Source organism: Bradyrhizobium macuxiense, from assembly GCF_007993935.1.
Classification (GTDB): Bacteria; Pseudomonadota; Alphaproteobacteria; order Rhizobiales; family Xanthobacteraceae; genus Bradyrhizobium; species Bradyrhizobium macuxiense_A.
In genome coordinates this window covers 425668-447092 of the sequence record NZ_VITY01000006.1, presented here as the reverse complement: position 1 = coordinate 447092, position 21425 = coordinate 425668, and the positions used below count along the sequence as shown (strand labels likewise).

Below are 21425 nucleotides of genomic sequence, written 5' to 3'. Positions count from 1 at the left end.
ATTGCAAGAAAGCGGCGGCTCACGCCTGAGACGCCGGTCATGTCAAGCAACACCCGTGCCAAGTATCAGCGACGGACGGGTGAACGGTCAAGCCTGCTGATGTCCGCAGGCCAGGAACAACGTTCCGCAGTTCAGGATAAATCCAGCCGCTCCGATGGTTGGCAGTATGCACCAAGGTTGTCCGTAAGATACGGAGGAGAGCGCATATGGCCCAGAGCATAGTCGTTGGTGCATGCCCACATGACTGTCCCGATACCTGTTCGATCCTCACCACCGTAGAGGACGGCAAAGCGATCGCCGTTCGGGGCAATCCCGACCATCCCTTCACCAGGGGCAGGCTGTGCGTGAAGGTGAACAATTACGAGGAGCGGGTCTACAGCGACCAGCGCGTGCTCTATCCGCTCAGGCGCGTGGGTCCGAAAGGGAGCGGCAGCTTCGCGCGCATCTCCTGGGATGAAGCCGTCGGCGAGATCGCGGCGCGGTGGAAGGCAATCATCGCCGAGAGCGGCGCCGAGGCGATCCTGCCCTATAGCTATCTCGGCACGCAGGGCATCATCAATGGCCTCAATGTCGGCGATCCCCTGTTCAACAAGCTCGGCGCCTCGGTCTCCGAACGCACCTTCTGCGATTCGGCTTCGTGCACCGCCTACATGATGACGATCGGGCATACGCCGGGCGTCGACCCCGAGAGCTTCGTTCATTCCAAGTACATCATCCTCTGGGCCTGCAATACGCTGAGCACCAACTCGCATCATTGGCCGTTCATCGAGAAGGCGAAAAAAAGCGGTGCGAAGCTGGTCGTGATCGACCCGGTCCGGACCCGAACCGCGGCCCTGGCCGACTGGCATCTCCAGATCCGCCCGGGGACCGATTGCGCCCTGGCCTTGGCCATGATTCACGTCGTCATCAAGGAACAGCTGATCGACCGCGATTATATCGATAAGCACACCATCGGATTCGATGAGCTCGCAGCGCGAGCGTCGACCTACACGCCGGAGTTCGCCGCGAGCGAGACCGGCATTCCGGCCGAAGACATCATCAGGCTTGCACGCGAATATGCGACCACGCCGCCGGCGGTCGTCCGGATCGGCGTTGCCGTGGAGCGCCATGCCGGCGGCGGACAGACGGTTCGCGCCATCGCGTGCCTGCCCGCCTTGATCGGTGCCTGGAAGCATGTCGGAGGCGGTCTGCTCCAGCTTCCGATCTGGGCATTTCCGGTCAACTGGCCGAATTTGATGCGTCCCGACCTGCAGCCCGCCAAGATGCGCGTGATCAATACCTGGCGTCTCGGCGCAGCATTGACGGGCGACTTGCCCGAGGGACCGCCGATCAGATCGCTGTTCGTCTACAACGCCAATCCGATGGCCATGGTCACCGAGCAGGACAGGCTCGAGCGCGGACTGGCGCGAGAGGACCTGTTCACGGTCGTCAGCGAGCACTTCCTCACCGACACCGCCAAATATGCCGACATCGTGCTGCCTGCGACCACCCAGCTGGAGCAGAAGGACATCATGTTCTCCTGGGGGCACCTCTATCTGTCCTACAACAATCCGGCCATTGCTCCGCTCGGAGAAGCCGTCTCCAACACCGAGTTGTTCCGGCGCCTGGCCGCGGCCATGGATATCGACGATCCATTCTTCTTGCGATCCGACGACGAGATGATCGAAGCGTCGATGGACTGGACCAGTCCCGCGCTGCGAGGCATCAGCCTCGAGCAGCTCAAGAAGACTGGTTTTGCCCGGCTGTCGCTCCAGCATCCGGACGAATGGGCGCCACATCGCGACGGCAATTTCCCGACACCCTCCGGAAAATGCGAGTTCAAGTCGAGCATCGCCGAAGGCGGCAACTTTGTCGTGCCGCTATTCCGGCAGGGCTACGGCGCCGACCAGGCTGGCGACCCCGTCGATCCCTTGCCGCATTATATCGCGCCGAATGAGAGTCCGATGACGGCTCCGGCGGAAGCCGAACGCTACCCGTTGAGCCTGATCTCGCCGAAGAGTCACGCGCTTCTGAACTCGAATTACGGCAATCTGCCTGCGCAGCAGGTCTTGGCCGGTGAGCAGCAAATGGTGGTCCTGCATCCCGAAGATGCGGCTTCGCGCGGTATTGTAGCGGGTGCGCCGATCCGTGTCTTCAATCACCGTGGTTCGTTTGAGGCATTTGCAACGCTGTCGGCCGATGTCATGCGGGGGGTGGTGGTCGCGCCGGCGGGATATTGGCACCGTTCGAACCGCAAGGGTGCGACCGTCCATGCGGTGACGCCGCCGGCCTACGCGGATCTCGGCCGCGCTCCCACATTTTCCGACGTTCTGGTGCAGGTGGCGACCGCCTGACGGCAAGCGCGGCCTGCGGTTGGCCGTGTGAGTTGTCTCCAACGAAAGAAGCGACGATGCCCTATGTTGTAACGGATCTCTGCGCCGGCTGCCGCTATACCGAGTGCGTCAGCGTCTGTCCCGTCGAATGTTTCCATATTGACGACAGCATGACCTACATCGATCCGACCAATTGCATCGACTGCGGCGGTTGCGTTCCGGTCTGTCCGGTCGGTGCGATAAAGGCCGCGCACAAGCTGCCTGCCGACAAGCTAGAGTGGATCGAGATCAACCGCCGTAGGGCGGCGGAGACGCCTGTCGTCACGAGCCGGCTTCCGCCGTTGCCGGGCGCGGATGAGCGCAAGGCGATGATCCTGCGATGACCCTCGGAGCGCCCTCACACGAACGAGCCGCGGGTCGCTATCGCGTTGCGGTCGTTGGGGCCGGGCCGAGCGGATTCTACGCCGCGGAAGCGCTGCTGCGGTCCGGGCGAACCGTTGACGTCGACATGTTCGAACGCTTGCCGGTGCCATATGGGCTGGTGCGCTTTGGCGTCGCGCCGGATCATCCCAAGCTGAAGCAGGTGACCCGTGTCTTCGACCGCATCGCGGAGATGCCGGGCTTTCGTTTCTTCGGCGGCGTCGAGATCGGAGGGGTCGTGACAATTGGCGCGCTGCGGTCCTGCTACCATGCCGTCATCCTCGCCACCGGCGCGCCCGTCGGCCGGCTCATGGACATCCCCGGCGAAGGGCTTTCGGGCAGCTATCAAGCCGGCGATTTTGTCGCCTGGTACAACGGTCATCCGGACTTCCGTCATCTCCGCTTCGATCTCGATGCCGAGCAAGCGGTGATCATCGGTCACGGCAATGTGGCGCTGGACGTGGCGAGGATCCTTGCGAAGACGCCGGACGAACTGCGTCATACCGACATCGCCGCGCATGCGCAGGAGGCGCTCGCGGCCAGTCAGGTTCGTGAGATCTATCTGGTCGGGCGGCGCGGGCCCGATCAGACGCGCTTTGCCGCAAAGGAGCTCCAGGAATTTGCGGAGCTTGCCGACTGCGATCCGGTCGTCGACCTCGATGGCTTTGCCGAAATCGCTCTAGGCGTGGTTACTCCGGCTCCTGGTCCGGACAGCGAGGCGGAAGCTGTTCTCGCCATGCTCCGGGAATTCGCGACGCACCAGAACACGAAGCGGCGACGTTGCGTGTTCCTGTTCAACCTCGCCCCGCTTGGCATTGAGGGCGACATGCGGGTCCGGCAAATGTCATTCAGTCGAGGTGTTGCCCAGCGACCCCTGATCCTTGATTGTGGCCTGGTGTTCTCCAGCATCGGCCGCCGTGCGGCGCCGGTTGGCGGCATTCCCTATGACGAGACCAGGGGCATTCACGCCAATATTGGCGGCCGGCTCGCAATTGCCGGCAGCGTTCTGCCCGGCGTCTATGTCTGCGGCTGGGGCAAGCGCGGCCCGCAGGGGACCATCGGCACGAACCGCGCCTGCAGCGTCGAGACGGTGGGCAATTTGCTGGCTGATCTGTCACAGCTCGATGAGCCGCCGGGGCAGCCCGACAGCCTGTTCGCGGGGAAGTCGATCCGGCGCTTCGTCGACTATCCAGCCTGGACACGCATCGACGCGGAAGAGGTCGCGCGTGGCGGAGCGAAAGGGAAGCCTCGGGAGAAATTCATCGCCATAGACGAGATGTTTGCTGCCGCCGGCGGAGGCGTCGCATGTTGAACGCAGACGGCCAGGCCAGCGCTCAGGTCAACTCCCAAGTCCGCTCCCAGCTTGGCTCCTTCGGCGGTACTTGCGGATTGATCGACACGTTCGGTCGGCACGTCAGATATTTGCGCCTCTCGGTTACCGACCGCTGCGACCTGCGCTGCGTCTACTGCATGTCGGAACACATGACCTTCATGCCCCGCAAGGATCTATTGTCGCTTGAGGAACTCGATCGCCTTGCAGAGGCATTCATCCGCCGCGGCGTCAGCAAGATTCGGATCACCGGCGGCGAGCCCCTGGTTCGCAAGGACATCATGACGCTGTTCGCGGCGTTTGGCGCGCAGCTCAACGCAGGGCGACTGCGCGAACTGACGCTGACGACCAACGGCACGAGTCTGGCGCAATTCGCGGATGGTCTCGCGCGTTGCGGCGTGAAGCGCATCAATGTGTCGCTCGATACGCTCGATCCGGACCTTTATCGATCCCTCACTCGCGGCGGCGTGCTTGCAAAAGTGCTCGAGGGGATCGAAGCCGCTCGTTCGGTGGGCCTCGCGGTGAAGATCAATGTGGTTGCCTTGCGCGGCAGCACCGCGACGGAAGCAGACCGATTGATCCGCTTTGCTCACGACCGCAACATGACCGTGACATTCATCGAGACCATGCCGCTCGGCGACATCGGCGTCGACCGGATCGACCAATATCTGCCGCTCGATCAACTGCGGAGGTCTATTGAAGAGCGCTGGACCTTGAGCGATCTTCCGCTTCGAACCGGAGGCCCGGCGCGCTATGCCCGCGTCGCGGAAACAGGCGGGGTGATCGGCTTCATCACGCCGCTCACCCATAATTTCTGCGAAGATTGCAACCGGGTGCGGGTCACGGCGGCCGGCATTCTCCATACTTGTCTCGGGCAGGAGGATGCTGTCGATCTCAAGGCCGTGATGCGCCGCTCGCACGACGATACGGAACTGATGCGTACGATCGATGGTGCGATCCGCGACAAACCGCGCGGGCATGACTTCGTGATCAACCGAAACGGGGCTCCGCCAGCGCTTTCGCGACATATGTCGGCGACGGGGGGATAAGCGTCGGCTGGTATGGTCTATGCACGGACGAGGTGAACTTGTGAAGATCTGGAACACCGAAGATCTGCCCGACCGTGAACAATTCGCCTATTGGCGCGAGGTCCTATGCGAGGGCATTCGCGACGCTGAGGCCGGAGCGGCCTCGCGAGCGGATTTCGCGCCGCTTTCCCAGTCGCGCAACTGCTGATCTGCTTTCAACGATCAACGTGACGTCGGTTCAATCGAAAGTCCACCATGTCATTCGGGGCGATGCTCAAATACGCAAGTCACCTCAAGAGGTCTATTTCCCTAATCTCCAACTGACCGGTTGATGTGCCGTTACGAGACGGAAGGTCGAGAAGCGATCATCGGTCCGAACCAGTTTGCCATCGTTGATTCGACGTGGCCTGTTATCTTGACTTCACGGATGATTGGAACTGTTTCCATTTCGAGTTTCGCGGCACATGCTGCGGCCATTTAGCCCAGGGGGCGGAAACGCGACCTGGCGGCAAAAGCGACCCTTCTTGTCGCATTCGCCGCCAGTCCACACGTTAGCGCAAATCTCTGGCCCCTTACTCGGGGGTGTTCCTGATGAATTCCTGGACGCGCGGCAAGACATTGTCGATGTCGCTCATTTCCATTTCATGCGTCAGTCCATCGATCGTGCATAGCGACACCTTGGAATTCGCCAAAGCGGATCCGATGCTCCGGGCATTTTCCAGCGCAACCGAATTTTTCCCGCCCAAGATCCAAAGCGTCGGACAGAGCAGTTGCGCTGGGACGATTTCGCGCCAGTCGAGCATGGCGGTAAGCCAAGGAACTTCATGCTGCGCACGGGAGCTCTGAAGATAAGCGCGCTCAGGATCCGTAAGCGACTCCAAATCGAGTGTCCCCTCGCTTTGCGCGCGCAGGATCGGTATCCAGCGATTCCGAACACCCATCACCATGCGGCGGAAGTCGCCGGAGGCGCCAGGACCGAACGGCACACCGACCATCACGAACCGAGCTACACGCTCGGATTCGGCAGCAAGATAGCGGCCAGTATTTGCTCCAAAAGAATACCCCCAAAGCGAGAATCGTTCGATGCCCGCGTGATCGGCAACGGACAAGATGTCTTGGCAGTGGCGCTCAATGCCGTATGCCTCCACGCTTGCGGGCTTATCGCTGTCACCGTGACCGCGAAAGTCCATGGTCAGGACGGTGAAGTTCGAGCTCAACTTGTCCAGATAGCCAGCAGCTCGCCACGTTTGGCGTGACTGAGCCCCACCGTGCAGAAGCACGACAGCTGGACCTGAGCCAGTGATTTCATAGGCAATGCGAGTTCCGTCGATTGACGTAGCGAAATCTGCGAACATGTTTTCTTGTTTCTTTGAGATGTGGTCGAAACCGGGGGAGTGCGTAGGCGTCTCAAGGCGCATCGCCCTGCAGACGTATCGCTCGAGTCAAAGATTGCGCGCGGTTGGCGTGCGGCCAATCGGCAAGCGACCACGGGTCGCCACCAGGCGAGCCGAGCAAAGGGCCCGCCAGGCGGGGGAACCATAGCTTGCGAAGAGATCGTTCCGCGTCTCCTTCCAGAGCGGTGACGCGGGATCCAGCCCTAGCATTCGAACGAAATTAGCATCGCCGACGACGATCTGCTTTGCGAACGGGAACAGAAACCGCTCACCACCTTGGCGACAGAACGAGCTGGCGTCAGCATAGGTCGCGAACCAACTGTTGAGCAGGAATTGGCAACGAAGATCGTACCAAAGGCCGCCCAAATCATCGGACAGTTGGGCCCGCCCCTCCAAAACGCGGCGAAGGTGCTCCCAATCTTGAAATCCAAGTTCCGTGGAAACGATGTTGAGGGCCTGCGCAAGCTTCCAGGATGCGGGCAAAGCCCAGCGTCGTTTCCTTGAGATCCAGCGTGCATAGAAGATCGCATCTGGCACCTGGTTGGACAGATCATGCAGACGAATTCGGGCACGAATCTTGACTTCGCGCAGGAGCTCGCTAGCGGCGACATGTGTCGACGCAAGCTCGATTTCTTCTGATGGAGATAAAGGCACAACAACCCTCCGTTGGGATTTCGGCATTCCCGCTCTGCCGAACAAAGGGTCGAGTGAGTCGTCGTAACCCCGATGCTTTTCAAAGCATGTATCGCAACGGGGAAAGCGAACCAGTGTCGAAGGGTGAGGGCCTCTTGCGCGGGAAGGCACCCCTTCGGCACCTTGGGTGAACAAGTAAGGCCGATCTGGAAATAATGCAAGTTCGCTGCTGAGAACGCTATTGCTGCTTCGCAGCCTCTGCGGGTGGTGCGGGACGAAGGCACCTGACCTTTCCCAGCCGACACATCCAGAAGCTGGAGGAGAGTCTCGACGCGCCGCTGCTCGAGCGATCGACGCGTCATGTGAAGCTGACGATGGTCGGCTGCGATTTCCTGCCCAGGATGCGCCGGCGGGATTGCAGCCTATGACGCTGGGTTGGCGTTGGAGTGCATCGTGCGGCGCTTACCTGCTGGCCGCTGTGATCGTTCGCATTTATCCGATCTTCCTGACATGAGACTGTTACACGGTCTGCCTATGGTCCCCGCCCGACCATGACAATCTTGTAACGCGAGGAGTCGAGTTGACCCCGGATGCGCGAGCGCAGGCCCGGAGCGCCCGGCTGTGCCGTGCGCTGATGTTCGGTGCCATTGTCTTGGCGGCGCCGAAGGCATCGGCGGAGGGGAGACAAATCGACTTCGATATCGCGGCTCAGCCGCTGGCAGCCGCGCTGGAGCAGTATGGTGACGTGGCTGGTCGGAGCGTCCTCTACAACAGCAACCTGACGGCCGGACGGCATTCCAGCGCCGTCCGGGGACCCATGACTGCGGGCATGGCGCTCGCGCGGCTGCTCGCAGGCACCGGTCTGTCGGCGCGCGTGCTCGGGGAGACATCTTTCGTCCTCTATCCGACACCGGCCACGACGCCGGCGGCGCTGCCGGCTCCGGTGAGCCACTATTATGCGCGGCTGCAGACCGGCCTTCGGGCCGCGCTGTGCGGGGAGGCCGATGCGCGGCCGGGCAGTTATCGGATCGCGTTGCAGTTCTGGATTGATCCGGCCGGTAACGTGGAGCGGTTCGAGCGGTTGGGCTCGGCGGGCAGCGCCACGGTCGATGCAGGCATCGATCGCGCTCTGCGCCGGATGCAGGTCCAAATGGCGCCGCCTGTGGGCATTGCCCAGCCCGTGACCCTGGTGGTCGTGCCACAGGGATCCGGCGTCACGATGGCTTGTGACGGCTCTCCGGCACGCCCATGACCGAAGCATCCCTTGCCTTGATAAGACGTCTGCTGGTCGAACGCTATGATGAGCTCAAGCGCCGCCTGACACGGCGGCTGGGATCGTCCGAGCTCGCGGGTGACGCGCTGCACGACGCCTGGCTCCGCATCGCCCAGGTGGATTCAGTCGGTACGGTCGGCAATCCCGGCAACTACGTCTTTGGCGTCGCCATGAACGCGGCGCGTGATCGCCAGCGCAATGCGGATAGCCGCACCCTGAGCGCCGCCGAGGTCGACGGGCTGCTGGAGATCGCCGATGGTGCGCCCGATCCCGAGCAGGTGGCGCGCGCGCGTTCCGACCTGCGCACGCTCGAAGCCATTCTGCACGAGCTGCCGGAGCGCCGCCGTGAAATTCTGCTCGCGGCACGGCTCGATCGGATGCCGCGGCAGGAGATAGCCCGCCGCTTCGGCATTTCCTTGCGCCTGGTGGATCTGGAGCTGCAGCGGGCACAGGAATATTGTCTGGCGCGGCGTGGTCGGAGCGGCGGATAACATGCGGTTTCGCCCGGCAGGAAACGTCATTGGGAGAGGGGTGGTGAGAAGAGCCATGTCCCGGCTTGGCCAGGCACGCGGCGGGCGCCAGCCATGAGCGCAACGGATAACGACGATATGAAATTTGATCCGCTCAGGCGGGAGGCGGTGGGCTGGGTGCGACAGCTCACCTCCGGACAGGCCACCGCGGCCGATGCCGAAGCGCTGCGGAGCTGGTGTGCCCAGAGCGCAGAGCATGCTGCCGCGTTTGCCGCCGCGAGCCGCCTGTGGCGAGACCTTGCACCGGCCGGCCGCAACGTGCGTGCGGCTGCGATGGCCAGACAGTCGAGGAGCGCGTCGCGGCCGCTCAATCGGCGTGTGTTGCTCGGCGGCGGACTCGCGGCCGCGGCCTCGGCGGCGGGCGTCTATGCGCTGGCGCGTCCGCCGCTCGGCCTGTGGCCGTCCTGGTCGGAGTTCGCGGCCGACTACCGGACCGCCACCGGCGAGCAGCGCAGCGTGGCGCTGCCGGGCGATGTTTCAATCCGAATGAACGTACAGACCAGCATCGCGCTGCGGCCCGCCGATCCCGGCGTTGCGCGGATCGAGCTGCTCTCCGGTGAGGCGGCGTTTGGCACAACCGGCCGCAGCTTTGGCGTCCGCGCGGCCGACCGCTGGATTCTTGCCGACAATGCGCAGTTCGATGTGCGCTACGTGCCGGCCGGCGGCGAGCGGCCGGTCTGCGTGACTTGCCTCAAGGGTGCGCTGAAGGTCGAGCGCGGCGCCGAGGTGACCGCCATGAAGGAAGGGCAGCAACTGCGCTACGATGCGCGAGGCGAGAGCCTCGCCGCTGCCGACATCGAGGTTGCCTCCGCCTGGCAACGCGGCTTCCTGCTGTTCCGCTTCACGCCGCTGGCCGATGTGGTCGAGGAGATCAACCGCTACCGGCCTGGCCGCATCTTCATTGTCAACGCCGAGATCGCGCGGCTGCCCGTCAGCGGTCGCTTTCGGATCGATCGCATGGACGAGATCCTGACCCAGCTCCAGCAGGCGTTCGATGCGCGTGTCAGGTTGCTGCCTGGCGGAATCGTGCTGCTGAGCTGAGCGCGATCCGACCATCTTCCGACCGCTCTGCGGTGACACGAAACTTTCACAAAAAATCCATGCAGTTTTAAGCGGGGCGTCCCGTCACGCTGGTGTGACCTCTGCGATGTTCGCTGGAAGGACGTGTCATGCCGGTTCGAGCTCAAACCACCCATCATCCCCGTACACGCGGTGAAGTGGCCGTCAGCGCGCTGTCGCGCCGGATGTCCCGCGGCGGGTTGATGGCCGGCACGGGCCTGGTGACATTGTTGCTCGCAGCGCATCCTGCGAATGCGAGGCCGTTTGGTAGCGCATGGACGGTCGCGGCGCCGCAATACGCGGCCGACGCGGCGAGCACTGGGGCCCAGCAGGCGGCAGACGCGGCTGCGAAAAGCTCGGGAGCACTGACACGGGCAGCCCAGGCGATCCAGGCCATGCAAGCGGCGCAGGCGGCCGCGCGGAATGCCGCACAGGCGGCTGGCACGTCGCGCACGCTGCCGCAGCTCGCGGTGCCCAACGGTCTTGCGCCGGGTGGGCTGCAGGTTGCGCCCGGATCTGGTCTCTGGTCTGGTGCCAACCTTCCGACCCAGGCGAATGTGAACGGACGCACCAGTGTCGGGATCACCCAGACCGCGCCGCAGGCAATCCTCAACTGGCAGAGCTTCAATGTCGGCGCCCAGACCGACGTCGTCTTCAATCAGCAGGGCAACAGCAACTGGGTCGCGCTCAATCGCGTGATCGGCAATGTCGGGCCGAGCCAGATCCTCGGCAACATCAGGGCCGACGGCCAGGTGCTGCTGATCAACCAGAACGGCATCATTTTCGGCGGTGCAAGCCAGGTCAATGTCGGCTCGCTGGTGGCCTCGACGCTCAATATCACCGATCAACAGTTCAAGGCCGGTCTGCTCAATCGCTCGCCGTTTGACAGTGCCGGTAATTTGCAGGCGCCGATCTTCGGCAACGGCAGCGGCCCAACCGGCAATGTCATCGTCGAGGCTGGTGCCGTGATCGTCACGGCGCCGCCCGCATCCGTCACCACGGGAGGCGGCAACGTATTTCTGCTCGGCGCCAACGTGCAGAACGGCGGCAGCATCGTGACGCCGGGCGGACAGGCCGCGCTCGCCGCCGGCACGTCGGTTTATGTCACGACCAGCGGCAGCACGAGCCAGCAGGGTCTGGTGCTGAATGTGCTCAATGGCGGCACGGTCAGCAACACCGGCCTGATCGCGGCGCCGACCGGAAACATCACGCTGGTCGGTATGAATTTGCAGCAATCCGGCGTGCTGGTAGCGACCACCTCGGTCAATCAGGCCGGTTCGATCCTGTCGTCCGCGCAGCAGGGATTGCAGGGGGAGTTCGGCTACGACAGCTCCACGCACTATGCGGTGTCGACGCAGACCGGTGCGGCGCAGCTCGCGCGCGGCAGCGTCACCGCGGTGCTCCCCGAGGAGGATGGTCTCACCGCGAAGGACACGCAGCCCCAGGCGCAGTCGAAGATTACGGTCGAAGGCGGCTTCGTCAATGTGCAGTCGGGGGCTGCGATCATCGCGCCGTCCGGGCGCGTGGCGCTGCAGGCATCGAGCTACGGAGATCAGCTGTATCTGCAAGATAATCCCACCGCCAAGATCAACACGAACTCCAACCGCGATGGTGCGCGTGTTCTTGTCGACGCAGGGTCCCTGATCGACGTTTCAGGATTGCAGGGCGTGCCGGTCGCGGCGTCGGGCGATGTCGTGCAGGTCAACGTGCGTGCTAACGAGCTGCGCGACTCGCCATTGCAACGCGGCGGCATCCTTTCCAGCAAGAACGTGTGGGTGAACGTCCACGAACTCAACCCGGTGGCTTCGGATCGGGTCTACACTGCGGGCGGCCTGCTGGAGGTGTCGGGATGGCTCGGTCAGGTCGACCGGCCGATCGACCAGCGCCTGACTACCGGAGGCACGGTGATCGCCTATTCCACGGGCGATGCCATCCTGCGACCTGGTGCGTCGATCGATATTTCCGGCGGCTCGCTCGCGCATCAGGCCGGCTATGTGCCGGTTACCTGGCTGGTCGGCTCGGATGGCAGGATCTACAGCGCCAATCAGGCCCCTGCCGATCTGACCTACGTCTCGATCGGGGTCGGCTTCACGGTCAATCATGCCCACTGGGGCGTCACCGAATTTTATGCCAATCCATTTTTCTCTGATCAGCGGTACCAGCCGGCCTATCTCGAAGGACGCGCCGCCGGCGCCCTGAGCGTGATTGCGAACGCTGCCGAGGTCGACGCCTCGGTTGTCACGGCGACGGTCAACGGGCCCTATCAGCGGACCGCCAACACGCTTCCCGCCGGCGCCGCGTTCACCCTCGGGGCATCCGATGCGAGCATCATCCCCGCCAGCGTGGTCGTCACGCCGTCAATCGCGCCGCCGGCGCTTTCGAGTGCGACGTCGCCGCTGCCGCCGTCCTGGCAGCAGATCGTCTATTTGTCGGCCGATCTGCTCGATCAGGCGAACTACGGCAGCATCACCATCAATGCCGGGGGCGGCGTGACCGATCCGGTCAGCAAAGCCATATCTCCCGCCATCAGCGTCGTGAACGGCGCCAGGCTTCAGGTTGCTTCCGGCGGCTCGATCGCCCTGAATTCGAGCATCGGCTTGATCGGCGGCGGAATTTCGATCGACGGCCAGCTGATGGCGCGTGCCGGTTCGGTCACCGTCAACGCCGCGCACGGGGGAACGACTGTTATCACCGGCGACGTCGAGCTGCATTCCGGCAGCTTGATCGATACGCGCGGTCTGTGGGTCAACGATTTCGTCGGCGGCAGCGCCGCCACACCGACGCTCTATAACGGCGGCAACGTCAGCCTGGCTGCCTATGGCAATGTTCGGATCGATGCCGGCGCGGTGATTGATGCGTCGAGCGGCGGCTGGATGCAGAGTACAGGCAAGATCAAGACCAGCAACGGCCTGCCGGTCGGCACCGGTGGCAACATCACGCTGATCGCCGACGGTTTCGGCGCGACGCTGCGCAACTCGAAGGTCGCGCAGACCTATCCGGGCCGAGTCTATCTCGGCGGCGCTCTGCGGTCCTACGGCTTCACCGGTGGCGGCGCGCTCAGCATCGCAACGCCCACGATCCAGATCGGCGGAGACGCCATCCTCCCGCTCAACACGGTCAGCTCGATCAATGCCGACGGGACCAGCAACCTCATGCCGGTCGATCCGGCTAGCGTGCTGCGGCTGTCGCCGGGCTTCTTTGCCAGCGGCGGCTTCAGCCAGTACGCGCTCTACAGCTACCAGAACCTGACGGTCGCTGCCGGCACCGATCTTGAGCTGCATGGGGTCAATCTGATTCCGAATCCGCAAGCCGTGTCGGCGCCCACCGGCAGCGATGTCGCGAGCGTCGCAACGGTGCGGACGCTGTCCTCGTATCAGCCGTCGTCGCCGGTGAACCTGGTCCTGAGCGCGATCGACGCCTTCAACGGTAATCTCAATGTTCAGCGGGGTGCCGTGATCAACGCCGATCCTCAGGCGGCGATATCCCTGCACGCGCGCCGTCAACTCACGGTCGACGGCACGATCAACGCGCCCGCCGGGACCATCAACCTCGATCTGACCGGCGTGCCCGGACCCTGGGTCCCGATTGGATCAGCGGCTGGTACGCCGCCCTACAACGGGCCGTTCTATGCCGCGACGCAGACGCTCTGGATCGGAGCAGACGCGCGGTTGCTGGCGTCCGGGCTCGTGACCTCGACGCTCGACCCGTTGCGGCGTCCGGTGAACACCGTGCTCGGTGGCGGACAGGTCAACATCAATCAGGACGCGCAGCCGTCGCTCTACTACCCCTATGCGGCCGCCCAGCCTTATGGCGAGCAACCGCTCGGCGTCGTCGTGGCACAGGCCGGGGCGATCATTGACGTGTCGGGGGCGTCGGGAACGATCCTCCAGGTCGCGGGTCGATCCGGAGCAACCCAGTCGCCTGTTGCGACGCCGGGCGGCAGCGTCGCGATCCGGGCATCGCTCGGTCTGTTGTTCGACGCCACCATGAAGGCGCAGGCGGGTGGGGCCGGGGTTGCGGGCGGCAGCCTGACGATCGATCAGATGGCCGGGGCCTATGTCGCCGACAGCTCCGGGGCCTCGCAATTCGTCCAGCCGATCTTCCAGACCATCGTGAGCCAGGCGGCGCCGCTGATGTCGGCGGGTCTGTCGCCGGGGCAAGCGATCCCGGGCAACCTGCTCGGGAAGCTGTTCATCGGCGCCGACCAGATCTCCAGCGGCGGTTTCGCGTCGGCGTCGCTCGGCGCCGTCGATGCGCTGGTGTTCGACGGCAGCGTCAATCTCGTCTTGCCGCGCAGCCTGACCATCAACGCCACCAACATCAGCGCGAAGCCGGGCGCCAGCGTCCGGCTCAGCGCGCCCTATGTCGACATCGGCGGCGGCCAGCGCAACGTCAACGAATATACCAGCGCCAGCTACGTCGCCCTCGGCAGCTACGGCGCAGCGCCCATGGCTGGTACGGCGCATCTCGAGGTCGATGCCAACCTGATCGACATCGAAGGTACGCTGCGCAGCGGTGCGAGATACAGCTATGTCACCAGCTTCACCGATTTCTCCACCCCGGTTCAGCAGGCGGTATCGCTGCCTGGTTTCGCCAACATATCGTTCAACAGCCTGGGTGACATCCGCCTGGTGCCGGCCTCCAGAAATTCACCCGGTTACGCCAGTAACAGGCCTACCCCGCTGGCGACTGCTGGCGACCTGACGTTCACCGGGACGGAGATCTATCCGATCAGCACAGGGCCGATCATCAATGGATACGCGAGCATACCCGCTGGTCAGTTCGTGATTCAGGCGACCGGGCCGAACAGCGTGGTCAGCTTTATCAGCAACGGCAAAACGCCCTACATACCCCTGTCGGCGGGCGGATCCGTGCAGATCATCGCGCCGACCATCAATCAGGATGGCGTCCTGCTGGCGCCGCTCGGGCAGATCACCTTCGGAGACCCGAATAATCCTTCCGGCACGAAAGCGATCAACCTGCTGGCGGGCAGCATCACGTCGGTGTCGGCGGGGGGCACGTTGATCCCCTATGGCGCGCCGCTCGGCAATACCGACTGGATCTACGGCTACGACAACAGCGGCACGGCGAACACGATGAGCGCGCCACCGGCCAAGACGATCTCGTTCTATGGCCGGGCGCTGACGGTCCAGGGAGCATCCGGTACGACGGCCTCCGCGCGCATCGACGAATCCGGCGGCGGCGACACCTACGGCGCGCAGTTCGTCAGCGGTGCCGGCGGCTCGGTCGATACGCTGAGCGGCACCCAGACATTCGCGATCCTGCCGAGCCTCGGTAACCGCTATGCGCCGCGCGACCCGCAGATGCAGCTCAGCGATCCGACGCGGAGCGCGTCGGCACCGGTTGCCCTGCAGGTTGGCCAGCAGGTCTATCTGAGTGGAAGCCCCGGGCTGCCGGCCGGCACCTACACCTTGCTGCCGGGGCACTACGCATTGTTGCCCGGCGCGTTCAAGGTCACCGTCGCGGTGAACCAGACCTCCGCCACCGGGCTGTCGAATTTCGCGCAGCGTGACGGCTCTTACCGCGTACTTGGCTACGGCGAGGTCGCCAACACCGGCTTCCACGATCCGCTTCCCTCGGTCTACATCGTCACGCCCGGATCAGTCGTCCGCCGGCAGTCGCAATATGCCGAAACCACGGCGACGCAGTTCTATGCGTCCAAGGCGGCCGCGAGCGGCATCGCGGCGCCCTATCTGCCGATCGATGCAGGGCAACTCGTCATCAGTGCGACCAACAGTCTGTCGTTGCCGGCCACAGGCGGGTTCGGTGACTTCACGGCCCCGGCGGGCGGCCGGGGTGGGCAGGCCGATATCGTCGCCTCCAATCTCGAGATCCTTGCGCCGGGCGGCACCGCAGCGCCGGGCATGACCGGGCTGCAGGCCAGTGCGCTCGACGGCATCGGCGCGCAGAGCATTCTGATCGGCGGCACGCGCAGCCTGTATGGCAACGTGCTGACCATCACGCCGGCGGCGCAGAAGCTCCAGATCGACAGCGGAGCGGTGCTGATCGCGCCCGAAATCATGCTGACGGCGAGCAGCGCGATCACGATCGGCGCCGGCGCGCAGATCGATACGACGTCGTTCGGCGCGATCCCGACCCTGTTCCCGAACGATCCGAAGACCGGCAAGACCCTGGGATCGATTGCGCTGGCACGTGTCAGCGGAGGCGGAGCGGGGGCGTTCGTGCTGGCGTCCAACGCACCGGTGCTGCCGATCACGTTGCCGACGGGGAGCGGCGGCGCGAGCAAGCTGAGCATCGGCGCGGGCGCGCAAATCTTCGGCGGAAGCGTGCTGGCGTTGAGCGCCTCGAACACCATCACCATGGATTCTTCCGCCCGCCTCGCGGCGCCGACCGTCATGGTCAGCGTGCCGGTGATCAATTTCGGCACCGGAGGCGCTTCGGGCTTCAACCTGAGCTCCAGCCTGCTCGCGCAATTGTCCGAAGGCGATCCGCTGCGTCATCTGCCGGCAACCGGCAACCTGATGCTGTCGGCGTCCTCCGCGGTCAACGTCTATGGCTCGGTCGATCTCGGTGATCTGGATCCTGTGACCGGTCAGCCTTTGCTCGCGGCGCTGACGTTGAGCGCGCCGGTGATCAACGGTTTTGGTGCCGCCGCCGACAGCGTCAGGCTCCGCGCCAACACGATCACGTTGAACGGCGGCGCAACGGGCGCCGCGGCGACGGGAACCGGGCGCGGCGCGTTCGAGATCGATGCGACGCAACTGACGCTGGGTGGCGGCGGCAGCCTTGCGTTCGGCGGCTTCAACACCGTAACGCTGGCGGCGTCCCAACAGGTGATCGACGGCGTCGCCTTTGCGGGGCCGATCGCTGCGGGCACGATGCAAAAGATCGGCTCGGTGTCCTACGCCCCCGGCGAGGTGATGCCGGGCACCTTCAGCGTCAGCGGAGGTCTGACGATCGCGACGCCGCTGGTGACGGCGCAGGCCGGCGCGCTGACGCAGCTCGTCGCCAATGCCGGCACGGTCACTTTTGCCGCGCTGCCGGGCGGTGCCGGCCAGCCGGTCGCCACCTCCAACGGCGCGACGCTCTCGGTCTCGGCGCAGAGCATCGTCCAGGGCACCACCATCAACCTGCCGTCCGGCGCGATCACCTTCACCGCGCAGAACGGCATCATGCTGCAGGCCGGGTCGGTCACCAACGTCGCCGGGGCGGTGATGCCGTTCTTCGACGTGGTGCGGATCGCGCCGGCCGGCAGCGTGACGCTGCAGACCGTGAACGGCGATATCGCAATTGCGTCCGGCGCGATGGTCGATCTGCGCGGCGGCCGGCTCGGCTCGGTGACGTTGCCCATGCTCGACGTCGTGGATTCCGACCAGGGCGGCAACGCCGGGACGCTCACCATCGTCGCGCCGAACGGCACTGCCCGTCTCGACGGGCAGTTGCTGGCCAGCGCCGATCCACGCTACGCCGGCGGCAAGGCGATCATCACGGTCAATTCGGGCAACGCGAGCGCGCTGCTCGGCAGCATCGCGGGTTTCTCGGGCGAGCAGGCGCTGACGCTGGCGACCGGCGACATCAATGTCGGCAACGTCACCGCCCATGACGTCGAGCTGAGCGCGAGCAGCGGCAGCATCACCGTCGCCGGCCTGATCGATGCGAGCGGCGGCAGCGATGCCACCATCCGCCTCATCGCCGGCGACAACCTGAGGCTCGGTGCGCATGCAGTGCTCAATGCCGGCACCACCGCAGCGAAGGGCGGCACGGTGTTCCTCGGCCTTGCCGGCAACGGCACGATGACGTTCGATACGGACGGCAGCAGCACGCCGGTGATCAATGTCGCGGGTGCCGACCCGAACATCGCGCTTAATGGCGGACAGGTCTGGCTGCGCGTGCCACGAACGGCGAACGGCGACGGCACCACCGGCGTGCGCATCAGCAACAACGGAGTCCAGGTCGTCGGCGCACACGAGATCGATGTCGAGGCGGTCAAGGTCTATGACGTCACCGGCACGCCCTATGTCGACGCCAGTCTGGCGAAGGCCAATGCCGATGCGCAGGCCTATATCGCTGCCGCGAGCATCAAGGCCGGGATCGGGACGCTGACCAGCACGGCCGTCACCGCCTTCCACCTGATGCCGGGCATCGAGCTGCGCAGCAGTGGCGATCTCCAGCTGTTGCAAAGTCCGTCCAACGCCAATTCCGGCATCGATCTGCACACCTACCGCTACAATGGTGAAGCGATGGTGTTGACGTTGCGCGCGGCCGGAAACCTGCTGATCAATGGCAGCCTCAGCGACGGCTTTGCCGCGCCGGTGGACTCGCCGGACGGCAAGATCTTCGCCATCGCGGCACCGCTGCCGGCGGGCTCCGGATCAGCAACGCTGCGCCTGGTTGCAGGCGCGGATCTCACCGGCGCCGATCCGCTGGCGATCGTGCCGACCGTGCTGCGTCCCGCCGCAACGGCGGCCAATCCCGAGCCGGGCTCGATCGTGTTCGCGGCACCTTATCTGATTGACGCCAATATCAATGACAGCGGCATCATCGTGCAAATCCCGAGCGTGGTGCGCACCGGCACCCGCAACCTCGAACTCGCTGCGGCCGGCAACATCGACATCCAAACCGCGTTCGGCATCTATACCGCGGGTGAGCAGGCCACGCCGAATTTCGCGGTACCCTCGCGCTCCCCGATTCTGTCAGCCTTCACGTACGTGTACGATACCTATCTCGGGTATGGCTATGACGCAAACTTCAATCAAGTGCCGTACGATGTATCCTATCCGGTACAAGCGTTCCATCCGAGTTATCAGATTGGCGGCGGCAATCTCACGGTCAAGGTGCATGGCAGCCTGATCGGCGCCGACGCCCACGGCGGTCAGGTGAACGACTACGCGGCCACTGCGCTCGATACCTATTGGCTGTGGACTGAACCGCTCGCCGCCAGCCCGACCTGGTTCCTCAATTTCGGCACTTACTATCAACCTTATCTCGACTACGGATCTGATTCATTCCCGTCGGTGGCCGCATTCAGGGGACTTGGTGCGTTGGGAGGAGGTAACGTCCGCGTCGCTGTCGACGGCGAGCTCAGGAATGTCGACATCAGCGTGCCGACGACTGGCGGATTGACCGCCGGCGGTGCGTTGTCGGTGTACGGCGGCGGCAGTCTCTCGCTGACGGTCGGGCGCGGCATCAACTACGCCAATCTGCTGGTCGGGCAGGGGACAGCCGACATCCAGGCCGGCGAGATCGGGATGGCGCCGCTGAGCGCCAGTTCTCTGGCGATTGCGCGCGTGGATCTGTTGATCGGGGACGCCCAGTTCAATGTGGTGTCTCGCCGGGGAATCAATGCGATCGTCGGCGATCCCACGCGGATGACGCAGCAGCGCGATCCATCGAGCAGCGGCGGCTATCCCATCCCGGCCGGTCTCGAAGGAAATGGGCCTCCCTCATTCTACTATGCCGCGCAGGCGCCCTACGGCTTCTTCACCAGCATGACGGCCAACAGCGCCCTGAGCGAGTTCACGTCGGGCGGCGACATCACTGTGCATGGTGATTTCGCGCCACCAATCTTCGAATTGACGGCGGCCGGCGGCTCCATCCGGGCCGGCAAGATTCAGCAAAGCAGCTTCGGCTTCAATTACCTGGCTGCATTGGCGGCGCCGACGGCCCGCGTCGATTTGCTGGCCCAACAGGACATCGTCGGTTTCGGCGTCAGCATGACGGCGGCCGATCTGACCGCCCAGGTCAACAGCGCCTCCGCGCCGGCCGGCAGTGATTACGCGAGCACATTCCTCAATCCGTCTCCCTCCGACACGTTTGGCGGCCCTTTGTCGGTGCCATCGAACCTGGTGCAGTTCAACGATCCGCATACCGTCCATGTCTATGCGGTTCAGGGCAGCCTGACAAAGCTCGCGCTGGCGACGTCGGAGCGCGCGCAGGTGCGCGCCGGCCTCGATATCATCCAGCCGATCATCAACATCGAGAATGCCGGGCCCGGCGACGCCTCGCTGGTGCAGGCCGGGCGCGACATTGCGAGCTGCCAGCCCTGCAGCCTGGCCTATCCGGACTTCTTCAACATTCGCGTGGAGGGACCCGGCTCGCTGTCCGTCCTTGCAGGTCGCGACATTGTCGCGCAGTTGGGCCAGTTTAGAACGCAGGGCCTTGGCATCACGTCGGTCGGCAACGCGGACAACCCGCTGCTGCCGGCGACAGGTGCCTCGATCGGTGTTGCGGTTGGCATCGGCGCCAACGGCCCCGACAACGCGGCCTTCATCAACCTCTATTTCGATCCGCGCAACACGGATGCGACGACGCAAGGCTATCTCGCGCAGCTCTCCAGCTACATGGGCGGGATCGAGGGCGGCACGCTCAGTCGCGACCAAGCGCTGGCCGATTTCCGCAAGCTCGCCCCGGCCGCACAATTGCCGTTCATCGAGCAGGTGTATTTCGCCGAGCTCAAGGCGGGCGGCGAGACGGCGGCAAACGGAAAAGGTGCCGGCGGCAAGGGTTACGATCGCGCCTACCGGGCGATTCAGACCCTGTTTCCGGGCAGCGTAATCGGAGGCACCACCACGGCCTATGCCGGCAACCTGTCGCTGTTCCAGCTCGCACGTATCCGCACCGAGCAGGGCGGCAGCATCAACATCCTTGCACCCGGCGGCGGCGTGTCGCTTGGCATCGAAAACCAGACGCCCGACCTGACCGGGCAAACCGATACCGCGCGCCCCGGCCTGCTGACGCTCGAAGGCGGCGATGTCAACATCTTCACCGATCGCAGCGTGGTGGTGGCGCAGTCGCGCGTCTTCACCGAGCTCGGCGGCGATATCCTGATGTTCTCGACCAATGGCGACCTCAACGCCGGCAAGGGCAAGCAGACCTCGATCGTGACGTCGCCGCCGCTGGTCGTATACGATCAGTATGGCCGTGCGGCCAAGACCCCGAACACGCCGCAGACCGGTGCCGGCATCGCAACCCTGATTGGTGTTCCCGGTGTTCCGCCCGGCAACGTCGATCTGTTCGCGCCGCACGGTACGATCGATGCCGGTGAGGCCGGAATTCGCGTGTCGGGCAATCTCACTCTCGAAGCGCTCCAGGTGCTCAACGTCGCCAACATCCAGGTGCAGGGTACGTCGGTCGGTGTGCCGGTGGTGCAGGGGCCGCCGGTGGGCGCGTTGACCGCGGCGAACAACACTGCGGGCGCGGCCCAGCAACCAACGGCGGCGGCACCGGCCGCCAATACTGGACAGCCCTCGGTCATCATCGTCGAGGTGCTCGGCTATGGCGGCGGCGACGGAGTGTCGGATCCTGGCGGCAACGAGCGGCGCCGCGACGGCAACGAGCGACAGAGCTATGATCCGAACAGCATGTTTCGCGTGGTCGGCAACGGCAACCTGACGGCGGAGCAGGCGCGGCAGCTGACGGATGAGGAAAGGCAGCGCGTGACGTCGCGTTAGTCGCACCGGAGCAC

12 protein-coding genes are annotated in these 21425 nt (G+C 64.5%); 10 read left to right on the top strand and 2 right to left on the bottom strand.

The features are described 5' to 3' along the window. Positions 1 to 206: 206 nt before the first annotated feature. From FBZ93_RS18990 to FBZ93_RS40675, 5 genes are read left to right on the top strand one after another with little or no spacing between them, the layout of a single operon-like run. Complete coding sequence (locus FBZ93_RS18990; protein WP_146987408.1) at positions 207 to 2333, top strand: molybdopterin-containing oxidoreductase family protein; 2127 nt, start codon at positions 207 to 209, stop codon at positions 2331 to 2333. 56 nt (positions 2334 to 2389) lie between these two features. Next, positions 2390 to 2695, top strand: coding sequence for a ferredoxin family protein (locus FBZ93_RS18985; RefSeq protein WP_146987407.1), 306 nt, complete (start codon positions 2390 to 2392; stop codon positions 2693 to 2695). Beyond that, on the top strand, positions 2692 to 4044 hold the full coding sequence (locus tag FBZ93_RS18980; RefSeq protein ID WP_146987406.1) for an FAD-dependent oxidoreductase: 1353 nt from the start codon (positions 2692 to 2694) through the stop codon (positions 4042 to 4044). Before FBZ93_RS18985 ends, FBZ93_RS18980 begins: the two co-directional genes overlap by 4 nt. Next, positions 4041 to 5111, top strand: a complete 1071-nt coding sequence (gene moaA, locus FBZ93_RS18975) for a GTP 3',8-cyclase MoaA (protein ID WP_433995423.1) — start codon at positions 4041 to 4043, stop codon at positions 5109 to 5111. The genes FBZ93_RS18980 and moaA overlap by 4 nt, the downstream gene beginning before the upstream one ends. 40 nt (positions 5112 to 5151) lie before the next feature. Next, the gene (locus FBZ93_RS40675) at positions 5152 to 5298 is read left to right on the top strand and encodes a hypothetical protein (protein WP_167529100.1); all 147 of its coding nucleotides are present in this window, start codon (positions 5152 to 5154) and stop codon (positions 5296 to 5298) included. Between the two features lie 364 nt (positions 5299 to 5662). Here FBZ93_RS40675 and FBZ93_RS18970 read toward each other — a convergent pair whose 3' ends face one another. Beyond that, positions 5663 to 6445: an alpha/beta fold hydrolase gene (locus tag FBZ93_RS18970; RefSeq protein ID WP_167529099.1), complete on the bottom strand. Its 783-nt coding sequence runs from the start codon at positions 6443 to 6445 to the stop codon at positions 5663 to 5665. A gap of 87 nt (positions 6446 to 6532) precedes the next feature. Then, positions 6533 to 7165, bottom strand: a complete 633-nt coding sequence (locus tag FBZ93_RS18965; RefSeq protein WP_146987402.1) for a hypothetical protein — start codon at positions 7163 to 7165, stop codon at positions 6533 to 6535. Positions 7166 to 7401: 236 nt separating this feature from the next. On the opposite strand from FBZ93_RS18965, the gene FBZ93_RS41825 reads away from it, so the two are divergent. The 5 genes from FBZ93_RS41825 (at position 7402) to FBZ93_RS18940 (ending at position 21411) form a co-directional block, all read left to right on the top strand. Next, complete coding sequence (locus FBZ93_RS41825; RefSeq protein ID WP_146987473.1) at positions 7402 to 7545, top strand: LysR family transcriptional regulator; 144 nt, start codon at positions 7402 to 7404, stop codon at positions 7543 to 7545. A gap of 152 nt (positions 7546 to 7697) precedes the next feature. Further along, entirely contained in the window at positions 7698 to 8369 is a 672-nt protein-coding gene (locus FBZ93_RS18955; protein WP_146987401.1) for a secretin and TonB N-terminal domain-containing protein, read from the top strand. Continuing rightward, positions 8366 to 8881 carry an RNA polymerase sigma factor gene (locus FBZ93_RS18950; protein ID WP_146987399.1) on the top strand — a complete coding sequence of 172 codons (516 nt, stop codon included), beginning with the start codon at positions 8366 to 8368 and terminating at the stop codon, positions 8879 to 8881. The genes FBZ93_RS18955 and FBZ93_RS18950 overlap by 4 nt, the downstream gene beginning before the upstream one ends. Positions 8882 to 8998: 117 nt before the next feature. Then, positions 8999 to 9961: a FecR family protein gene (locus FBZ93_RS18945; RefSeq protein WP_246667548.1), complete on the top strand. Its 963-nt coding sequence runs from the start codon at positions 8999 to 9001 to the stop codon at positions 9959 to 9961. A 128-nt stretch (positions 9962 to 10089) separates the two neighbouring features. Next, positions 10090 to 21411, top strand: coding sequence for a filamentous haemagglutinin family protein (locus tag FBZ93_RS18940; RefSeq protein WP_146987396.1), 11322 nt, complete (start codon positions 10090 to 10092; stop codon positions 21409 to 21411). Positions 21412 to 21425 lie beyond the last annotated feature (14 nt).